Genomic DNA, 18,118 nt, shown 5'->3' with positions numbered 1-18,118 from the left:
TTTCTCCTGGTTCACAGCGCGGAGAGGATGTCGTTGACGCGGTCTTTGGCGTCGCCGAAGAGCATCGCGGAGTTGTCGCGGAAGAACAGCGGGTTCTGCACGCCCGCGTAGCCGGAGGCCATGGAGCGTTTGAACACGATCACGTTCTCCGCTTCCCACACCGTCAGCACCGGCATGCCCGCGATCGGACTGCCCGGGTCCTCCGCCGCCGCGGGGTTGACGGTGTCGTTCGCGCCGATCACGAGGACGACGTCGGTGTCGGCGAAATCGTCGTTGATCTCGTCCAACTCCAGCACAATGTCATACGGCACCTTCGCCTCAGCGAGCAGCACGTTCATGTGGCCCGGCAGGCGCCCTGCGACCGGGTGGATCCCGAACCGGACCTCGATGCCCTTGTCCCGCAGTTTCCGGGTCAGTTCCGCCACCCCGTACTGGGCCTGCGCGACCGCCATCCCGTAGCCCGGGGTGATGATCACCCGCGACGCCCCGGTCAGCAGTTCCGCCGCGCCTTCGGCGGTGATCTCCCGGTGCTCGCCGTAATCCTTGTCCCCGCTGGGTCCCGCCTCGATCCCGAAACCGCCCGCGATCACCGAGATGAAGGACCGGTTCATCGCCTTGCACATGATGTAAGACAGATACGCACCCGAGGAACCGACCAGGGCGCCGGTGATGATCAGCAGGTCGTTCTCCAGCAAGAACCCCGACGCCGCCGCCGCCCAGCCGCTGTAGCTGTTCAGCATCGACACGACCACCGGCATGTCCCCGCCGCCGATCGACGCCACCAGATGCCAGCCCAACGCGAGGGCGAGGACGGTGACGACGATCAGCAGCCACAGGTGCGGGCTCGCCACGAACCACGCGGTGAACGCCACGAACAGCACCAGCGCGCCCAGGTTCAGGAAATTCTTCCCGGGCAGCATCAACGGCGCGGACTTCATCCGCGCCGACAGTTTCAGGTTCGCCACGATCGACCCGGTGAACGTCACCGCGCCGATGAACACCCCGATGAACACCTCGGCATGATGGATCCCCAACGTCCCCAACGCTTCCAGGTGGCGGGATTCTTCGCCGGTGGGGTCGCATTCGACCTGGAGGTAGCCGTTCCAGCCGACCAGGACGGCGGCGAGACCGACGAAGGAATGCAGCAGGGCGATCAGCTCGGGCATCCCGGTCATCTCGACCACCGCCGCCCGCCGCAGCCCGATCCCCGCGCCGATGACCATCGCGACGATCATCAACGCGACCGAGGTGCCGGTGATGTCGCCGGTGACCGCTTGGGCGATGGTCGCGATCAGCGCGACGACCATCCCGGCGATCCCGAAATAGTTCCCCACCCGGGCGGTTTCGTGCCGGGACAGCCCGGCGAGGGCGAGAATGAACAACAGCCCGGCCACGATGTAGGCGGCCTGGCTCGCAGTGTGCACAGTCATCAGAACAGAACGCCTTCCGGGTCAGCTGCGGGAGAACATCGCGAGCATCCGGCGAGTCACCGCGAACCCGCCGAAAATGTTGATCGTCGCCAGCAACGTCGCCACCCCCGCCAGCACCACCACCACCGTGTTCCCGCTGACCAGATTCAGCAGCGCGCCCACCACGATGATCCCGGAAATCGCGTTCGTCACCGACATCAACGGCGTATGCAACGCATGATGCACATGCCCGATCACGTAATAGCCGATCACGATCGCCAACGCGAACACCGTCAAATGCGGCAACAACGCCGCCGGAGCCAACGCCGCCAACACCAACACCACCGCCGCGACACCCAACACCACGCCCAGACGACGACCCGAGGACATCGGGGCCTTCTCCGGCTCCTTCACCGGCGCCGCCGCAGGCTTCTGCGGCGCGGCGGAGACCTGCACCGGAGGGGGCGGCCACGTCAACTCGCCGTTGCGCACGACGGTGATCGACCGGACCACCACATCCTCGAAGTCGACCACGAGCTGGCCGTCTTTCTCCGGGGTCATCAGCTTCATCAGGTTGACCAGGTTGGTGCCGTAGAGCTGCGACGCCTGCGCCGGGAGACGGCCCGCGAGGTCGGTGTAGCCCAGGATCGTGACGCCGTTGTCGGTCACGACGCTCTCGCCCGCGACGGAGCCTTCGACGTTGCCGCCGTTCGCCGCCGCCATGTCCACAATCACCGAACCGGCCTTCATCGACGCCACCATCTCGCCGGTGATGATCCGCGGCGCCGGACGGCCCGGGATCAACGCCGTCGTGACGATGATGTCCACCTCGCGACACTGCGCCGCGTACAGCTCTTTCTCGCGCGCCTTGTAGTCGTCGCCCATCTCTTTCGCGTAACCCGTCGCGGAAACCTCCGCGTTCGGGTCCTCGATGGACAAATACTCACCACCGAGGCTTTTCACCTGATCAGCGACCTCCGGCCGAGGGTCGGTCGCCCGCACGATCGCCCCGAGGCTCCCCGCCGCGCCGATCGCCGCCAACCCCGCGACACCGGCCCCGACCACCAGGACCTTGGCCGGGTTGACCTTGCCCGCGGCGGTCACCTGACCGGTGAAGAACCGCCCGAACGTGTGCGCCGCCTCGACCACCGCCCGATACCCCGCGATATTCGCCATCGACGACAACACGTCCAACGACTGCGCCCGGGAGATCCGCGGCACCGCGTCCATCGCGAGCGCCGTGATCGGCCGCTTCGCCAGATCCTCCACCAGCTCCGGTTTCAGAGCCGGGGCGAGCAGGCTGACCACCGTCGCGCCCTGCTTCACCGCATCCAACTGCCCGGACGACGGCGCGTTCACCCCGAACACGATGTCCGACTCGGCGATCGACCCCACGGTCGCGCCCGCGTCCGCATACGCCTGGTCGAAGAACCCCGACAACAGACCCGCGCCCGGCTCCACCGCCACCTCATAACCCAGCCCGCGCAGCTTGCCCACCGTTTCCGGAGTCGCCGCGACGCGCGTCTCCCCCGGTTGGGCCTCCTTGAGCACCCCGATCAGCATGCCGTCTCCTTCCCGCTCGTTCGCGGAAGATCCGCCGGCCGGGCCTGACGGCGTTTTGGGTCGCCACCTGGTCCGACTTCGCCCGCTTCAGGTACAGATGCGCTGGATACTCCCATGCCGCCCGGCCTCCGGCAGCCAACCGAAGCCCCTTTTTCCACGGCAAGTCCGACGAGATCACGGTCATAGCGCGGGCAGCCGGGCCGACCAGGCCGTTCCCGAGGTCGCGGCGGCGAGCCGGAAACCGCCGACTACCCGGTTGAACCGCCTCACGGGTCCGGTCCGGGTCCGGCTGCGGGGCACGGTCGCCGGATCGATCACGAGGCCCGCAGTGATGTCCACCACTTGACAACCGGGCCGCCCAGGCTCAGCCGACCGGGCGGCGCAGTCCGCTGCTCCGCTCGGAGCCCGCCGGTCGCGCAGCGGGTCAGCATGGCCGTCAGCTCGTCCTCGAATGTGGGAAGGCCGAGCGGCTCCGGCCTGGCGATCAGCTTGCGCACGAGCAGTTCCACCGTGTTTCACCACGATCCGCGCCGCTAAGTCCACATTGGACACGCCCCGGGTCCGGCGACCGCTCCGGCAGATCGCGCACGCAAGCGATCCGCTCCCCTCGCACCGGGTGACCAGCGCCCGCAGCGACTGCGGATCGTCGACTTGGTTCCGGACCGCCACGTGCACGAGTTGGCGGAGCGCCCCGTCGAGCGTGTCCGGCAGCCCGGCGGTTTCCCGGTGGCGGCGCGGGTTTCCGCGCCGGCGCGGGATGCCGCCGGGCCGCCAGCGCGGCGAGGATGGCGTCCTTGTGCGGGCAGCGCTGGTACAGCGCGACCTGATCGACACCCGCGCCCGCTCCGCGATGCGGTTCGCGGTGCGCGCCGCGCAGCCCAGCTCGGCGAAAATCTGGGCAGCGGCCGCGCGGGTCCGCTGCCGGGCCGGCTCGCCGCGCATCTGCCGGGTCCCTCGCGCGGCCGGAGCCGCGTTCCGGGCATCGCGAGCCAGCTCCTGCTCGCACCAGGCCGCTGAACAGGGGATATCCGACAGCCTGGCGGCTAGTCGCGGCCGAGACCCGGCAGCGGGCGCGTGCCCTCCGCCCGCACCGCTTCGAGCGCACGCGGGTCCAGATCCAGCAGCCGCAGGATCGTCGGCGCGATCTGGGTCGTCTCGACCGGAGCCGGGATCCGCACTCCGTGGCCGCCGCCGACCACCAGCGGAACCGCCCGGTCGTCGTCCGCCGTGCCGCCGTGTTCGGCGATTTTCGAGCGGCCGCCGGTGTACACGACGCCGTGCTGCGCGATGCCGACCAGGTCCGGCACTCGCGGGTCGCCCTGGCCGGCGTGGAAGTAGCGGGCGGCGTCGGCTCCGGCATACGCCGCGGTCAGGCCCGCGTGCGTGAACGGCTTCGGCGCGCCGGTGCTGCCGTTTCCGGTACCGGACTGGGCCAGCAGGTACTGCCGCGCGAAGGCGCCGGCGTCCGGCGAATGGTCGGTGAACCACAGCAGCATCGCGTCGTCGTCGGTGGACTGGGCGACCAGGTCGGGCGCACCCGGGTGCACGGCCCGCCAGGCGGAGTTCAGCCCGGAGAGCAGCGGGGCGTCGTCGATGCGGGTCAGCGCGGCCGGGTCGATCGGAGACTGGCCGTGCTTCGCCGACAGGACCACTGCCGTGGAGCGGTCGAGGTGCTGTTTCCTCAGTTCGGCAGCGAACGCGCCGAGCTGCCGGTCGACGAAGTCCAAAGCGGACCGCAGCACCGGGCCCGGCGCGCCGTCGGCCTGGTAACCGCCGGGCTGTCCGCCGGAAACCGGCAGCTTCTGCGCGGTCGAGACCGACTGGAAGTTCATCCCGAACACCCCGGGCGTGCCGGTGCGCGTGCGTCCGCTGTGGTCGAAGCCGTCGATTTCGTTCAGGACGGCCTCGGCCTTGTAGCCGTCGTACTGCTGGGTCGCGGCGTTGTCCTTGGTCCAATCGCCGGAAGCGGGCGCTTTGCTGTTGATCTCCGGCGTGAAGAGGTCCTCGATCCCTGTCCCGGACGGACCGTTGAGCATTTCGTACGCCGGGTGCTTGTCCGACCACGCGGTGCGCAACCCGGCTTGCCGGGCGACCTCGAACACGGTGTTCACCCGCAGATACTGGTGCGGGTAAACGGGTCCGCACGTCTTCGGGTCGACCGGAAGGCCGGCGGGATCGATCAGCGAGCGCGGGTCGCCGGTCATCGCGAGCACGCCGCCGGGCAGGTTCGGCACTCCCTGTCCCGCGTCGATGCGGTCCTTGTCCCGGTCGAGATCCTCGGTGTAGTCCACTGTGGACCCCGGCTTCGCGCCCGCGCACGCCGTGGTGCCGGGCGGCAGCAGAGCCCGGTTGTAGGTCGCGTCGCAGTAGATCCCGGTGGTCGCCGGGTTGCCACCGGTCACCTGGCCGACCATGCCGGGGAACGAATCCGACGGGACCGGCGTGCTGGCGTGCGTGTACTCGGCGCCGTGCGCGGCGAGCGCGGCCAGCGCCGACCCGGGAAAGGTGCGCGTGTACCACTCCAGATCCGACTGGTGCAGACCGTCGACCGAAAGCAGCAGCACGTGCTCGGTGCGCACCGGCGCGGCCAGCGCGGGAACGGCCGCCGCGACGGCGCCGGCCGCGGCCATCGCCACGACGGCACGCCAACGAATTCTCGACACGGGTGTCCTCCTCGTCTCCGCCACCGACGCAGCGACCGGCGTATTCCAGGCCGCGCACAAAGACGACGGAAAACCGCCGCAGAAACACCAGATGAACGCTGGCGGCGAAACAGTGCGCGGACAGGGCACAATTCGCCCGATTCGTTCAAGGGCGCGGATATGCGCACCCGCCCTTCCCCGAGTGCTTGCATTTCGCTAGCACTCGTGGTCTCCTAGAAGCGCTTGCAAATCACAATCACTCCGAAGGGGCAGCCATGATCCGCCGAGTACTCGCCCAGTGCACCGTCTCCGAGCTCGCGCGCGCCGAGAAGTGGTACACCGCGTTGTTCGACCGCGGTCCCGACGCGCGGCCGATGCCTGGCCTGCTGGAATGGCACCTCGACGACGCCTTCGGGCTGCAGGTGTGGTCCGAACCCGACCGCGCCGGGCGGTCGACGGTCGTCTTCGAAGACACGGACCTCGACGCGGTCGCCGCCCAGGCGACGAAGGCCGGTATCGCGCACGACGGGCCGCAACCCGGTGGCGGTGCGCGCATTCTGCCGCTCGCCGACCCGGACGGGAACCGCGTCGTGTTCAGCGGCAAGTGATCCGGCTTGACCGCCCGGCCCGGACCGGCCTAGGGTCACGACTAGAGAGATCGCTCTAGTCGGGAGACCCGAGGGAGGTCCGATGCCGCGCGTGGAGCTGTCCGCCGGGCCGATCGACTACACCGACACCGGCGGCACCGGGCCGGTTCTGGTGTTCGGGCACGGGTTCCCGATGTCCGGCACGCAATGGCGCAAGGTCGTCCCGCTGCTGGAGGGCTGCCGCTGCGTCCTGCCCACGCTGCCGCTCGGCGCGCACCTCGCCCCGATGCGGCCCGACGCGGACCTGACCCAGTTCGGGATCGCGCGGCTGCTCGGCGAATTCCTCGCCGCACTCGACCTCCACGACGCGACAATCGTGCTCAACGACTGGGGCGGCGGCCAATTCCTCGTCGCCGACGGGCTGGCTCCGGCCGAGCACGTCGCCCGGGTCGGCCGGCTCGCGCTCGTCGCGTGCGAGGCGTTCGACAACTTCCCGCCCAAGCCCGCGCGACCGGCCGTGAAGCTGCTCCGGCTTCCCGGCGGACCGTGGCTGCACGCCCAGGCCACCCGGACGTCGTTCTACCGCCACGCCAAAGCCGCGTACGGCGGGATGTGCGAAAGCCGGATCCCCGACGACGTTCTCGAGGGCTGGTTCGCGCCGGCGTTGCGGGACAAGGAAATCCGCCGGGACATGGTCAAATTCGCCACCGGGAGCCCGCCGCGGCGAGTGCTGCTCGAATGGACCGAGCGGCTGCGGTCGTTCGACCGGCCGGTCCTGGTCGCGTGGGCGGGCAAGGACCGGATGATGCCCGCCGAGCACGGACGGCGGCTCGCCGAATTGTTCCCGGACGGCCGCCTCGTCGAAATCCCGGACAGCGGCACGCTGATCCCGGAAGACCAACCGGAACGGCTGGCCGAGGAACTGATCGCGTTCCTGGCCGAAACAGGCGAGGAATAACGCGTCAGGCCGTGAAGGGCACCCTGAGGGAATCAGATTCCGTCAGGGTTCCCCTCACGACATCAGCATCCGCCCCACCGCGCCCGTCGACCGAGGGCAGCTTCACGCGTCGTCGGCCGGGGCCCGCGGCACCCGCGCAAGCACCGCTGCCGCGAACCCACCGCACACCGCGGTTACCGGGAAACCTCACTGTGCCGAACCGACCACAGCCATGGCCAAATGACTTCGCTGCAATGGCCGTGTGCCGCTTCGGGGGTCGGCCTGCCGTTGGCCGGATCAGTGACGAAACCGGCGGGCCGAGCGAATAGTGCGGACAATTGGATACCGTGGTCGGCATGGCTGACCAACGACCGCTCGGCTTGCGAGAACGCAAGAAGCTCGACACGCGCAAAGCGCTGAGCGACGCCGCCGTGGCGCTGATGTACGAGAGAGGTCCAGACAACGTCGTCCGCGAGGACATCGCCGAGCGGGCCGGGGTGTCGCTCCGGACGTTCAGCAACTACTTCGCCACGAAATACGACGCGGTCGCCTACCGGCAGGAACACCGGATCCGGCTCAGCGCGGAACTGCTGCGCCGCCGCCCGGCGGACGAACCGCTGTGGACCGCGCTCGCCGAATCGCTCATCGAACCGCTGCGCGCCGACGGAGTGCCGTACGGGCAGCCGGCATCCGAGCAGCTCAGCGCGGTGCAAGCGTGGAGCGCGACGCCGGAGATGCGCACCGCGCTGGCGCGCGTGCAAACCGGCGACCTGGTCAAGGCGATCGCCGAACGCACCGGCACCCGGGTCGGCGACCTGTACCCGCAACTGGTGTCCGACGTCGCGATCGCGGCGATGACCACGGTCCTGAACCGGTTCCTGGACGAAAGCCTGGAAAAGACGGTTCCGGCGACGCTGCGCGACGTGTTCGCGCGGATTTCGCGGGGACTCCCGCCGCAGTGATCAGCCCCGCGACGCCGCGGGCAGCGAGTTCTCCCGGCCATGCGCCACAAACTCCGCCCGCAACACCTGCCGATCCTCCTCAGTGAGCAGCCGATACGGGCTAGTCCGACTCGGCGCGAACCACACCTCGCCACCCTCCCAGCCCAGCGCGCGCAACGGCGCCTTGTCCACCTTGCCGCTGCCCGTCACCGGCGCCTCATCGATGACCCGGACAAACGTAGGCCGCCATTTCGTCCCCAGATCCGGTTGCACGGCAAGGAATCCATCGAACTCGACCGGATCGAATGCGGCATCCGCAGCGAGGATCACCGACGCCATGAGCAAGTCCCCGGTCCGCGGATCGGGCACGCCGTAGCAATGCGCCGCCGCGAACGCCGGGTAGCGGCCCAGGATGCGCTCGACTGGGGCGGTGCCGAAGTTCTCGCCGTCCACGCGGAGCCAGTCCGCCGCCCGGCCCGCGAAGTACAGGTAGCCGTCGCGGTCGCGATAGCCGAGGTCGCCGGTCCAGAAGTCCTCGCCGCCGAATTTCAGCCGTTCGGCCATCGCGGCCGGGTTGCGGTAGTAGCCCTCGAAGGTTCTCCCCCGGCCCACCGCGACGATCTCGCCGGTCGCTTCCTCGCCGTTCAGCAGCAGACCGTTCTCGTCGAATTCCGCGAGCGGGCATTCCCGGTTGTCCTGGTCGCGGATTTCCGCGCGCATTCCGGGCGCGGGACGGCCCAGCGCGTTCGGCGGCGCGTCCGGGTCCGGCACGATGCGGATTCCGCCTTCGCTGGACCCGTACCCTTCCCGCACTTCGCAGCCGAACCGACGGCGGAATTCGGCGGATTCGCCCGGCGCGGCTTCGGAACCGAAGGCGACCTCCAGCCGGTTGTCGGCGTCGGTCGGCTGCTCCGGCTGGGCGACGACGTAGCTCAGCACCCGGCCGACGTAGTTGAAGTAGGTCACGCCGTGCGCGCGCAGGTCCGGAATGAACTGCGACGCGGAGAACTTCCGCACCAGCACGATCGTCGCGCCGACCTTCGCCGCGGCGGCGAGGTTCATCATGATCGCGTGACCGTGGAACATCGGCAGGCACAGGTAGGTGACCGAATCGCGGTGCAGCGAGACGCGTTCGGCCAGCGCGTCGGTCAACCGGCCGAGGCGGCCGTTGCTGCAGATCACTGCCTTGGGCGTGCCGGTCGAACCGGAGCTGAACAGCAGCAGGAAGATCGCCGCCGGGTCCGGGAGCCGCGCGGGCAGGTCCGCGCCCGCGTGCGCGGCGAGCAGATCCTGGTACTCCGGCGATTCCACGTCGAGGATCCGGCGGACGGTCGGCAGCTCAAGGCTCGCCACCTCGTCGCGGTAGAGCGGTTCGGTGAGCAGGACGTCGACGTCCGTGTGGTTGATGTCCGCCGCCAGCTCCGCGCCGCGCCGGGTGGAGTTGACGCCGACCAGGACGTCCCCGGTCACCGCGGCGGCGAGGATCCAGAACACGAAATCCGGCAGGTTCTGCAGCAGCACCCCGACGTGCCGCTGCGCCCGGCCGGGACCCGGCTCGAAGGTGCGCAGCAGCGACGCTCGGACCGCGGCCTCGCCGATGACTTCAGCCCACGTCCAGCTCCGGCCCTCGAACCGCAGTCCCTCGTGCGAATCCTCGTGCCGGGACCGGACGACTTCCGCGAAGGTCTCCATCAGCGGTCCGCCGCGAGCACGATCGCGGAGTGCGGCACCGGAGAACCGCCGGTGACGAGCACGTGCTCCAGCGCCTTCGCCGGTTGGTTCACCGAACTGCCGCGAATCAGCCGGACGCCCTCGGCGATTCCGTTGACCCCGTGGATGTAGCCCTCCCCCAGCTGGCCGCCGTGCGTGTTGACTGGCAGCCGTCCGTCGAGTTCGAGCGCGCCGCTGGCGATGAAGTCCTTCGCTTCGCCGCGACCGCAGAATCCGTATTCTTCCAGTTGCAGCAACACCATCGGGGTGAAGGCGTCGTAGAGGATCGCGGCGTCGATGCCGTCCGGCCCCACGCCCGCTTGAGCCCACAATTGCTCGGCGACCAGCTGCACCTCGGGCATTTCGTCGATGTCCTCGCGGTAATAGCTGCTCATCGATATCTGTTGCGGCCCAACGCCTTGCGCCGCCCCAGCGATCACCGCGGGCGAATGCGGAAGGTCGCGAGCCCGTTCCGCGCTCACGATCACCAGTGCCTGCCCGCCGTCGCTTTCCTGGCAGCAATCGAGCAGCCGCAACGGATCGGCGATCATCCGCGACGACTGGTGGTCTTCGAGCGTGATCGGCCGTTCGTGGAACCAAGCCTTCGGATTCACCGCCGCGTGTTTGCGCGAAAGTACCGAAACCCGGCCGAAGTCCTCGCTCGTAGCCCCGTATTTGTGCATGTACCGCCGCGCCAGAAAAGCTTCCTGTTGCGCCGGAGTGAGCAGGCCGTACGGATTGATCCAATTCCGATATTCCTGATCAGTGTTCGCGGTGTAGGCGAACGGCGGCGGCCCGGAGCCGAACCGGTGGCCCGAACGTTCGTTGAACGCCCGGTACACCACAACGACATCCGCGACCCCAGAGCTGACCGCGAGCGCGGCCTGCTGCACCGGTGCGCACGCCCCGCCGCCACCGTGCGGAATGCGGCTGAAGAACTTGAGCTGCGGAATACCGAGTGCCCGAGCGACCGCGATCTCCGGATTGGTTTCCATGGTGAACAACGCAAACCCGTCGACTTCCTCGACGGGAATCTGCGCGTCAGCAAGCGCGGCGAGAACGCATTCACAAGCGAGCTGCCATTCGCTGCGTCCGGAATTCTTGCTGAACTCGGTCGCGCCGATCCCGGCGATCGCGGCCTGCCGCGCGAACCCGCTCATGCCGCCACCGTCACTCGGGCCGACACATGCACGCCGCGTTCGTGACTTCCGGTGACCTTGATCGTCACCGCGTCCTGAGTCGCTTCGATCACCTCGCCGGTGAAAGTGAGCGTGTCCCCGGGAAACAACGGCAGCCCGAGCCGCAACGAGACTTTGCGGATCCGCGTCGCCGGGCCGCAGACGTCGGTGACATAACGGTCGATGAACCCGTTGGTGGCGTTGATGCTGATGAAGATGTCCGGCATCCCGCGTTCCCGCGCCTTGCCCGGATCGTGGTGCACGTCCTCGAAATCCTGGGACGCGATCGCGGTGGCGACGATCGTGGTGCGGTCGAAGGGGATCGCCAGCTCCGGCAGGCGGTCCCCGAGAGCCAAGGTCATCGGGTGTGCTCCTTCGGGTCGCGCGGCCGCAGTTGCGGGAGGATTTCGCCGTGCGCGTGCTCGCTGAAACCGACCTGAAGCGGCAGACCGACCTCGAGCCGGTCATGGTCGACCCCGGCGATGTCCGCGACCAGCCGGACGCCCTCCTCCAGATCGGCGAGCCCGACCGCGAGCGGGTAGTCGAACGCGGGATCCTTCGGGTGATACAGCACTGTCCAGCTGTGCAATATCGCGCGGCCGCTGGCGACAACCGTGTCCCACGCGAAACTCCGGCACACCGGACACGCCGGGCCGGGCGGATGCCGGAGGGTCCGGCAGCCGGTGCAGCGCTGGATTTCCAGGCGTCCTTCGCGGGCGGCGGCGAAGAAGAACTGGTTGTCCTGGGTGATCGTGAGCCGCGGGACCGCGGTGTGCTCCCCCATCACTCGCTCCGTTCGGCCGGGCGGAACCGCAGGATCCGGAAGCGTTCGTCGACCAGCAGCTCGCCCGCTTCGTCCACGTAGTGCTTGCGCAGCGTGACGAAATGCCCGTAGCCGAGCGCGGTGCGTTTGCACCCCGAGACGGCCTCGATGGTGAAATGGCAGGTCACGTGCGTGCCTGGAGATATCTCACGGACGTACTCCTGCTCGACGTCGGTGGCCACCACCGAGGTGTAGCCGGCCGCGTCGAGCACGTTCATCAGCCGCGAGTACGCGAAATCCTCCACCGCGCCCTCGCGGCGCAGCTCCTGGAGCTCGCGGTAGCGCCGGTACCCGGCCATGATCCAGGTCGAGCACATCGCGGGCGGCGCGACGACGCCGGACCGGCCGGCCGCCTTCGCCGCGGCGTCGTCGACGTACACCGGATTGCGGTCGTCGAGCGCCTCGACCCAGTTGCGGATCATCGCCTCGTTCACCGCGTACCGCGCCACCCGCGGCGGCTCGGCCTGCTGGCCGGTGAACTCGGCGAAGTCCGTCCGGAGACCGGTCATCACCCCTCCTTGAGCAAGCGTTTGGCAGGACGGTAAGAGCGCGCGCCCGGACGGGCAAGGGAAAGTCCCGGTGGGCGGACGGCTCCGGTGATCGCGGTTCTTGCCGGGCACTCGCTAGGCTGACCACGGCCCGGTGCGGCCTTCTCCGCAGCGGTGCGGTGATTCTCCCCGGCGGGCGGCCTCCGTAGGTGCTGCGAAGGGCCGTGAGGGGAACCCTGACGGAATCTGATTCCCGCAGGGTTCCCCTCACGGACAGCTCGGGCCGCGAGGCTCACTCCCACCGCACCAGCCGCCGCACCACCTTTCCCGTCGCGTTGCGCGGCAGCGGGTCCCGGGTCAGGAACCAGGCCGTCGGGACTTTGTACCGGGCCAGCCGGTCGGCGAGATAGCCGCGCAGCTCGTCCGCGTCCACTTCGGACTCCGCGCGCAGCACCACCTTCGCCGCGACGATCTGCCCGTAATCCGGATCCGGCAGCCCGGCCACGATGCACTCGGCTACCCCGGGATGCCCGGCCAGCTGTTCCTCCACCTCCGCCGGGTAGATGTTCTCCGCCCCGCGCAGGATCAGGTCGCTGCGCCTGCTCAGCACGAACAGCGCACCGTCGCGCAGTTGGCCGAGGTCGCCGGTCCGGAACCAGCCGTCGGCGGTGAACGCGGCGGCCGTCGCGGCCGGGTCGTTGAAGTAGCCGAGCATCACCTGCGGGCCGCGGAGGTGGATCTCGCCGTCGACACCGTCCGGGACCGGGCGGCCTTCGGGGTCGCGGATCTGCACTTCCATGTTCGGCACCGGCCTGCCCGCGGTGTCCGGGTCGGCGAGGAGTTCGGCGGGGGTCGCGAGGGTGGCCGCGGTGGACGATTCGGTCAGGCCGTAGTTCGTGCTCAGCGACGCGGCCGCGCCCGGCAAGGCGCCCCGGAGCTGGTCTTTCAGCTCGGCGGTCGACGGCGCGCTGCTGACCGAGACCGTCTTGAGCGTGCTGAGGTCGTACCCGGAGAGATCGGTTTCGACCAGCCGCGACAGCATCGTCGGGACCGCGCCCCAGTTGGTGATCCGTTCGGCCTGCACGAGCTCCAGCACCCGGTGGATGTCGAATTTCCCCTGGTACAGCACGGCGGTGTCGCCCACCGCGAGCCGCACGACGGCGAGGTTGTGCAGGGCGGCGATGTGGAACAACGGGGTGGCCAGCAGGAATCGGCGGTCCCGCGCCGGACGGCCGAATTCCGCCGCCAACGCGTCGTTGAACAGGTGGAACCAGACCGCGGCGAGCACGTTGCGGTGCGAGTGTGTCGCGCCCTTGGGGTGGCCGGAAGTGCCGCTCGTGAAAAGGATGACGGCGGGGTCGTCCTCATCGACGGGTTCCGGTTTCAGCTGCGCGCTTTCGTGCTGTCCGAGGAGTTCCCGGTATTCCGGGCTGCCGAATTCCAGCACCGGGTACCGATCCGCGATCAGCGGTTTCCGGGACGCGTCGGTCAGCACGGCCTTCGGCGTGGTCAGGTCGAGGCCGTGCGCGACCTCCGGCGCGGCCCACATCGAGTTCATCCCGACCGCGACCGCGCCGAGCGACACCGCCGCCCAGAATCCGACTATCCACTCCGGACAGTTCGCCGCGCACAACGCGACCCGATCGCCGCGGCCGACCCCGTATTCGGTCCGCAGCACCGAGGCGAGCGCCGCGACCTGGTCGTAGTGCTGGGCGAAGGTGAGTCGACTGTCCACAGTGACCAGATACTCGCGATCGCCGAACTCGCGCGAGGCCTCCAGCAGTTCGGTCAGGCACCGGTGCCGCCGCACGAACACCCTCGCCGGACGGCCCGCGACCGGATCCGGCCGGATCTCGAACTCCGCGCCCGGCGCGGTCAGCCGCGCGATGATGTCGTCCCGATCGGTCATCGGTCGCCTCCCGTAGTGATCATCGGATCGTCAGCTGCCCGCCGTCGACGTTCCAGCACTGTCCGGTCACCCAGCCCGCCTCCGCGCTGGCCAGGAACACCGCGGCCGCCGCGATGTCGAGCGGCTCGCCCACCCGCCGCAAGGGCACCTGCGCGCGAACGTACTCGGCCCACGAAGCCGGATCCACGTCGTCCAAACGGCTCGTGCCGACCACGCCGGGGCACAGCGCGTTCACCCGGATCCCGTGCTGGCCCAGCTCTTTCGCCGTCGAGGAGGTCAGCGACTGCAGCGCGGCTTTCGACGCGGAATAAGCCGCCGATCCCGCTCCGGACAGCTTCCCGCCGATCGAGGAGATGTTCACGAACACCCCGCCGTCGCCCTGGTCGACCATCCGCCGCCCGAACGCGCGCGTCATCAGGAACGGCCCGCGCAGGTTGACCGCGATGACCCGGTCCCAGGTCTCGACGTCGAGGTCCAGCACCGGCAGCCGATCCGGTCCGCGCGCGGCCGCGGCGTTGTTGACGACGATGTCCACGCGGCCGAACGCGTCGAGAACGGTCGCCAGCAGCCGGTCGATCTGCGCCGGGTCGGCGACGTCGCTCACCACCGGCAAGGCCCGGCCGCCGGACTCGCGGATCTCGTCGGCCACGGACTCGATGTCTCGCCAGCCCGCGGCCTGTTCTTCCGGCGGGAACTGCTCGCGCGGGCGACCGCTGCCGGTCACCGCGACCGCGCACCCGGCCTTCGCCAGCTCGACCGCGATCGCCCGGCCGATCGACCGCATCCGGCCCGCCCCGGTCACCACCGCGACCTTGCCCTCGAACCCGCTCAGCGGATACATCTCAGAGCCGTTCCACGATCGCCGCGGTCGCCTGGGCACCGCCGGCGCAGATCGCCACCAGGCCGAGCGTCTGGTCGCGGCGCTCCAGTTCGTCGACGATCTCCGCGAGCAGCCGGATCCCGGTCGCGCCGACCGGATGGCCGATCGCGATGGCGCCGCCGTTGACGTTGAGCCGGTCCTCGTCGACGCCGAGCGTACGGGCGAACGACAGCGGCACCGACGCGAACGCCTCGTTGACCTCGAACAAATCGATGTCGGCGATCGTCATCCCGGCCCGGCCGAGGACGCGCTCGGCCGCGCGGATGGGCCCGTCCAGCAGGTACTTCGGTTCCGCGCCGACGATGGCCTGCGCGACCAGCCTCGCGCGCGGACGCAGGCCGAAGGTCTGATCGGCGTCGACCAGCAGCGCGGCCGACGCGCCGTCGGAAATCTGCGACGCGGTACCTGCGGTGTGCAGGCCGTCTTCCTTGATCGGAGCTAGTCCGGCGAGGGCTTCGGTGCTGGTGTCGCGCAGGCCTTGGTCGCGGTCGAACAGGCCGCCGTCGAGCGGGACCGGCAGGATCGAACGGCCGAACCGGCCCTCGTCCCAGGCACGGCGGGCGCGGTGCTGCGAGCGGAGGCCGAACGCGTCCAGGTCCGCGCGGGTGAGCCCGCGCCGCGCGGCGATCCGGTCGGCCGCCTCGTACTGCGCGGGCAGGTCGACCTTCCAGGACTCCGGGCGCGGACGGCCCGCGTCGCCGAGGTTGCTCAGCAGCGGCACCCGGCTCATCGACTCGACCCCGCACGCCATCCCGGCTTCCACCAGCCCGGCCGCGATCTGCGCGGCGACCAGGTGCACGGCCTGCTGCGCGGACCCGCATTGCGCGTCGATGGTGGTGGTCGCGGTCTCTTCCGGGAGCCCGGCGTGCAGCCAGGCGAACCGGCCGACGTTGTTCGACTGCTCCCCCGCCTGCGTGACGCATCCCGCGACGACATCGGTGACCAGCGCCGGGTCGAGGCCGGTGCGGTCGAGGATCCCGCGCTGCACGTGGCCGAGCAGTTCGACCGCGTGGATGCCGGACAGCGCACCGCGCCGCTTGCCGAACGGGGTGCGGATCGCATCCACAATGACCGGCGTACCCATCAGGCACCTCCTGGAGTCGTGCGGGCCCAGGCGTCGGTGAAGACCGCCGCGTCGCCGCAGGTCACTTTCAGGCTCAGCTCATTTTCCTGCTGCCACACGGAAATTCTTAACGTCTCGCCCGGGATCACCGGACCCGCGAAGCGCGCACCCAGCTCGCGGAGGCGTGCGGGTTGGCCGTCGAGTAAGTGGTCCACGACGGCTTTGGCGACCAGGCCGTAGGACGCGAGCCCGTGCAGGATCGGCGCGGCGAAGCCCGCTTTCGCCGCGACCTCCGGGTCTGCGTGGAGCGGATTTCGGTCCCCGTTCAGCCGGTACAGCAGCGCTTGCTCCAGCGTGGTGGCGACGTCGAGCACGTGGGTCGGATCGCCTTCCGGCGGCTTCGGTCCGGCTGCGACGCCTGGGTCGCCACCGAAACCTCCCTCGCCGCGCGCCCAGACGGACATCTTCGAGGTCCACAGTGGACCGTCGGCGTCCGCGACCTCGTGGGCGAGCACGATGACCGCGGCTTTGCCCTTGTCCTGCACCTCCGCGATCCGCGTCGTTCGTTCCGCCGAGCCGGACGACGGCAGCCGGTCCCGGTGGAGCGTGACGACCTGTCCGGCGTGCAGCAGCCGGGTCAGCTCGACGTCCACGCCCGGCAGCGTCAGCCCTTCTGCGGGACGGTCTCCGGCGGAAATCCCTTGTCCGGCAACGAGTGCGAAGGTCGGGAGGACCTCCAGATCCCGTTCGTAGCTGTACCGGAGGTCGGTGCCGGAGCCGAGGGAAAGGTGGTACAGCAGCACGTCGCGGGTGGTCCAGGCGATCTGCTGGGTGCGCGGCGGGGCGTTGAGCGCTTTGTCGACGTCGATGGGCACGGGGTCCTCCTAGGCCGGGGCGCCGATCGGGGGTGCGGAGGGCAACCGGTCCCCGAGCTCGGCGGCGAGTGCGTCGGCGGTGCCGAGAGTGAAGGCGACCTGACGGCCCCAGAGGAAGTAGCGATGGATCGGATAGTCGACGTCCGCGCCGATGCCGCCGTGCAGGTGCTGGGTCGCGTGCACGACCCGCAGTCCGCCGCGTGAGGCCCACCATTTGGCTACCACCGCGGCGATCTCCGCTTCCTCCTCGCGGCCCTCGTCAAGCAGCCAGGCGGCGCGTTGCGTGCAAACGCGGATCGCCTCAGTGTCGAGGTAAGCGTCCGCGGCCCGTACGGCGACAGCTTGATTTGTCGACAGTGGACGTCCGAATTGGACTCGTTCCGAGGTGTATTTCGCGGTGGTCGCCAACGCTTCGGCACACACGCCGACGCTGACTGCGGCCAGTGCGACCCGGAGCCTCCGGAGTGTCCATTGCAGAGCGTCGTCGCCGGTAGCCAGGATGTCTTGCGGGGCGACCACTGCTCCGTTGAACGCGATTGATGCGTGGCTTTCGCGGCTGGTGACTTCGACGGGTGTCACGCTGAGGTCGGCTGTGGGCACGAGTACTAAGTGGACCTGGTCGGCTTCCTTGACTGGCACCAGCACCAGGTCGGCCTGCGCGCCTGCGGGAATCGAGACGACTTCGCCGGTGAGTTCAAGGGCATCGCCGCGCCGGGTTGCGGTCACCGAAACCGTGTCGTCGAACGCGCCGACCAGCAGCGTCGAACCGTCCAGCACGCGCGGCAGGATCCGGTTCCGTTGGTCGTCGGAGCCGAACTGCGCGACTGGCAGCAGTCCGCCCGCGATGACATTCCACAATGGAACCGGGGCGACGTGCCGCCCCACTTCCTCGAGCAGCACCGCCAATCCGGACATTCCCAGCCCGGCCCCGCCGTCCCTTTCGGACAGGCAGATCCCGAGGAGGTCCGCCTCCGCGAGCACCCGCCAGAGGTCAGCGTCGAACCCGCCCTGCTTCTCGACGGCTGCTACCCGCTCGACGGTCGCGCGGTCGGCGAAGATCTTCGCGGCCAGCTCGCGGACCGCGCCCAGGTCGTCGTTGAGGTCGAAATCCAT

At 69.5% G+C, this 18,118-nt stretch carries 17 protein-coding genes; 3 read left to right on the top strand and 14 right to left on the bottom strand.

Annotated elements, in window-relative coordinates:
• Window positions 1–11: 11 nt before the first annotated feature.
• The 4 genes from pntB to FKO37_RS21305 all read right to left on the bottom strand — a co-directional run bounded on the left by pntB (window position 12) and on the right by FKO37_RS21305 (window position 5,602).
• A complete protein-coding gene (gene pntB / locus FKO37_RS21320; protein WP_238605549.1) occupies window positions 12–1,430 on the bottom strand; it encodes a Re/Si-specific NAD(P)(+) transhydrogenase subunit beta in 1,419 nt (472 codons plus the stop codon).
• Window positions 1,431–1,451: 21 nt separating this feature from the next.
• Window positions 1,452–2,972 carry a Re/Si-specific NAD(P)(+) transhydrogenase subunit alpha gene (locus FKO37_RS21315; protein ID WP_238605548.1) on the bottom strand — a complete coding sequence of 507 codons (1,521 nt, stop codon included), beginning with the start codon at window positions 2,970–2,972 and terminating at the stop codon, window positions 1,452–1,454.
• Between the two features lie 314 nt (window positions 2,973–3,286).
• Window positions 3,287–3,481, bottom strand: coding sequence for a hypothetical protein (locus FKO37_RS21310; RefSeq protein WP_238605547.1), 195 nt, complete (start codon window positions 3,479–3,481; stop codon window positions 3,287–3,289).
• A gap of 534 nt (window positions 3,482–4,015) precedes the next feature.
• Complete coding sequence (locus tag FKO37_RS21305; protein ID WP_238608309.1) at window positions 4,016–5,602, bottom strand: alkaline phosphatase family protein; 1,587 nt, start codon at window positions 5,600–5,602, stop codon at window positions 4,016–4,018.
• A gap of 287 nt (window positions 5,603–5,889) precedes the next feature.
• On the opposite strand from FKO37_RS21305, the gene FKO37_RS21300 reads away from it, so the two are divergent.
• The 3 genes from FKO37_RS21300 to FKO37_RS21290 all read left to right on the top strand — a co-directional run bounded on the left by FKO37_RS21300 (window position 5,890) and on the right by FKO37_RS21290 (window position 8,100).
• Entirely contained in the window at window positions 5,890–6,222 is a 333-nt protein-coding gene (locus FKO37_RS21300; protein ID WP_238605546.1) for a VOC family protein, read from the top strand.
• Window positions 6,223–6,304: 82 nt separating this feature from the next.
• Complete coding sequence (locus tag FKO37_RS21295; RefSeq protein WP_238605545.1) at window positions 6,305–7,159, top strand: alpha/beta fold hydrolase; 855 nt, start codon at window positions 6,305–6,307, stop codon at window positions 7,157–7,159.
• 335 nt (window positions 7,160–7,494) lie between these two features.
• Entirely contained in the window at window positions 7,495–8,100 is a 606-nt protein-coding gene (locus FKO37_RS21290; RefSeq protein WP_037812723.1) for a TetR/AcrR family transcriptional regulator, read from the top strand.
• Here FKO37_RS21290 and FKO37_RS21285 read toward each other — a convergent pair whose 3' ends face one another.
• The 10 genes from FKO37_RS21285 to FKO37_RS21240 all read right to left on the bottom strand — a co-directional run bounded on the left by FKO37_RS21285 (window position 8,101) and on the right by FKO37_RS21240 (window position 18,118).
• The gene (locus FKO37_RS21285; RefSeq protein WP_238605544.1) at window positions 8,101–9,771 is read right to left on the bottom strand and encodes an AMP-binding protein; all 1,671 of its coding nucleotides are present in this window, start codon (window positions 9,769–9,771) and stop codon (window positions 8,101–8,103) included.
• Window positions 9,771–10,949, bottom strand: a complete 1,179-nt coding sequence (locus FKO37_RS21280; RefSeq protein WP_238605543.1) for a lipid-transfer protein — start codon at window positions 10,947–10,949, stop codon at window positions 9,771–9,773. The genes FKO37_RS21285 and FKO37_RS21280 overlap by 1 nt, the downstream gene beginning before the upstream one ends.
• The gene (locus FKO37_RS21275; RefSeq protein WP_134667786.1) at window positions 10,946–11,329 is read right to left on the bottom strand and encodes a MaoC/PaaZ C-terminal domain-containing protein; all 384 of its coding nucleotides are present in this window, start codon (window positions 11,327–11,329) and stop codon (window positions 10,946–10,948) included. The genes FKO37_RS21280 and FKO37_RS21275 overlap by 4 nt, the downstream gene beginning before the upstream one ends.
• Window positions 11,326–11,751, bottom strand: a complete 426-nt coding sequence (locus FKO37_RS21270) for a Zn-ribbon domain-containing OB-fold protein (protein WP_238605542.1) — start codon at window positions 11,749–11,751, stop codon at window positions 11,326–11,328. The genes FKO37_RS21275 and FKO37_RS21270 overlap by 4 nt, the downstream gene beginning before the upstream one ends.
• Window positions 11,751–12,299, bottom strand: a complete 549-nt coding sequence (locus tag FKO37_RS21265) for a MaoC family dehydratase N-terminal domain-containing protein (protein ID WP_238605541.1) — start codon at window positions 12,297–12,299, stop codon at window positions 11,751–11,753. Before FKO37_RS21265 ends, FKO37_RS21270 begins: the two co-directional genes overlap by 1 nt.
• 271 nt (window positions 12,300–12,570) lie before the next feature.
• A complete protein-coding gene (locus tag FKO37_RS21260) occupies window positions 12,571–14,187 on the bottom strand; it encodes a class I adenylate-forming enzyme family protein (RefSeq protein WP_238605540.1) in 1,617 nt (538 codons plus the stop codon).
• Window positions 14,188–14,206: 19 nt separating this feature from the next.
• Window positions 14,207–15,028, bottom strand: a complete 822-nt coding sequence (locus tag FKO37_RS21255; RefSeq protein ID WP_134667782.1) for an SDR family NAD(P)-dependent oxidoreductase — start codon at window positions 15,026–15,028, stop codon at window positions 14,207–14,209.
• A 1-nt stretch (window position 15,029) separates the two neighbouring features.
• Window positions 15,030–16,151 carry a steroid 3-ketoacyl-CoA thiolase gene (locus tag FKO37_RS21250; RefSeq protein ID WP_037812209.1) on the bottom strand — a complete coding sequence of 374 codons (1,122 nt, stop codon included), beginning with the start codon at window positions 16,149–16,151 and terminating at the stop codon, window positions 15,030–15,032.
• Window positions 16,151–17,005 (bottom strand): MaoC family dehydratase, encoded by an 855-nt coding sequence (locus FKO37_RS47570; RefSeq protein ID WP_238605539.1) that lies wholly within the window; start codon window positions 17,003–17,005, stop codon window positions 16,151–16,153. The genes FKO37_RS21250 and FKO37_RS47570 overlap by 1 nt, the downstream gene beginning before the upstream one ends.
• Before the next feature lie 9 nt (window positions 17,006–17,014).
• Complete coding sequence (locus tag FKO37_RS21240; protein WP_134728662.1) at window positions 17,015–18,118, bottom strand: acyl-CoA dehydrogenase family protein; 1,104 nt, start codon at window positions 18,116–18,118, stop codon at window positions 17,015–17,017.

It is taken from the genome of Amycolatopsis sp. Poz14, assembly GCF_006704225.1.
GTDB lineage: Bacteria > Actinomycetota > Actinomycetes > Mycobacteriales > Pseudonocardiaceae > Amycolatopsis > Amycolatopsis nivea.
Note: the sequence above shows the minus strand (reverse complement) of the source record. Positions and strands in the feature narration are given on the sequence as shown.

Bases quoted from the DNA above. Each gene is read 5' to 3' on its own strand.
- pntB (WP_238605549.1), bottom strand. From the start codon at position 1,430: ATGACTGTGCACACTGCGAGCCAGGCCGCCTACATCGTGGCCGGGCTG.
- FKO37_RS21315 (WP_238605548.1), bottom strand. From the start codon at position 2,972: ATGCTGATCGGGGTGCTCAAGGAGGCCCAACCGGGGGAGACGCGCGTC.
- FKO37_RS21305 (WP_238608309.1), bottom strand. From the start codon at position 5,602: ATGGCCGCGGCCGGCGCCGTCGCGGCGGCCGTTCCCGCGCTGGCCGCG.
- FKO37_RS21300 (WP_238605546.1), top strand. From the start codon at position 5,890: ATGATCCGCCGAGTACTCGCCCAGTGCACCGTCTCCGAGCTCGCGCGC.
- FKO37_RS21295 (WP_238605545.1), top strand. From the start codon at position 6,305: ATGCCGCGCGTGGAGCTGTCCGCCGGGCCGATCGACTACACCGACACC.
- FKO37_RS21290 (WP_037812723.1), top strand. From the start codon at position 7,495: ATGGCTGACCAACGACCGCTCGGCTTGCGAGAACGCAAGAAGCTCGAC.
- FKO37_RS21285 (WP_238605544.1), bottom strand. From the start codon at position 9,771: ATGGAGACCTTCGCGGAAGTCGTCCGGTCCCGGCACGAGGATTCGCAC.
- FKO37_RS21280 (WP_238605543.1), bottom strand. From the start codon at position 10,949: ATGAGCGGGTTCGCGCGGCAGGCCGCGATCGCCGGGATCGGCGCGACC.
- FKO37_RS21275 (WP_134667786.1), bottom strand. From the start codon at position 11,329: ATGACCTTGGCTCTCGGGGACCGCCTGCCGGAGCTGGCGATCCCCTTC.
- FKO37_RS21270 (WP_238605542.1), bottom strand. From the start codon at position 11,751: ATGGGGGAGCACACCGCGGTCCCGCGGCTCACGATCACCCAGGACAAC.
- FKO37_RS21265 (WP_238605541.1), bottom strand. From the start codon at position 12,299: ATGACCGGTCTCCGGACGGACTTCGCCGAGTTCACCGGCCAGCAGGCC.
- FKO37_RS21260 (WP_238605540.1), bottom strand. From the start codon at position 14,187: ATGACCGATCGGGACGACATCATCGCGCGGCTGACCGCGCCGGGCGCG.
- FKO37_RS21255 (WP_134667782.1), bottom strand. From the start codon at position 15,028: ATGTATCCGCTGAGCGGGTTCGAGGGCAAGGTCGCGGTGGTGACCGGG.
- FKO37_RS21250 (WP_037812209.1), bottom strand. From the start codon at position 16,151: ATGGGTACGCCGGTCATTGTGGATGCGATCCGCACCCCGTTCGGCAAG.
- FKO37_RS21240 (WP_134728662.1), bottom strand. From the start codon at position 18,118: ATGGATTTCGACCTCAACGACGACCTGGGCGCGGTCCGCGAGCTGGCC.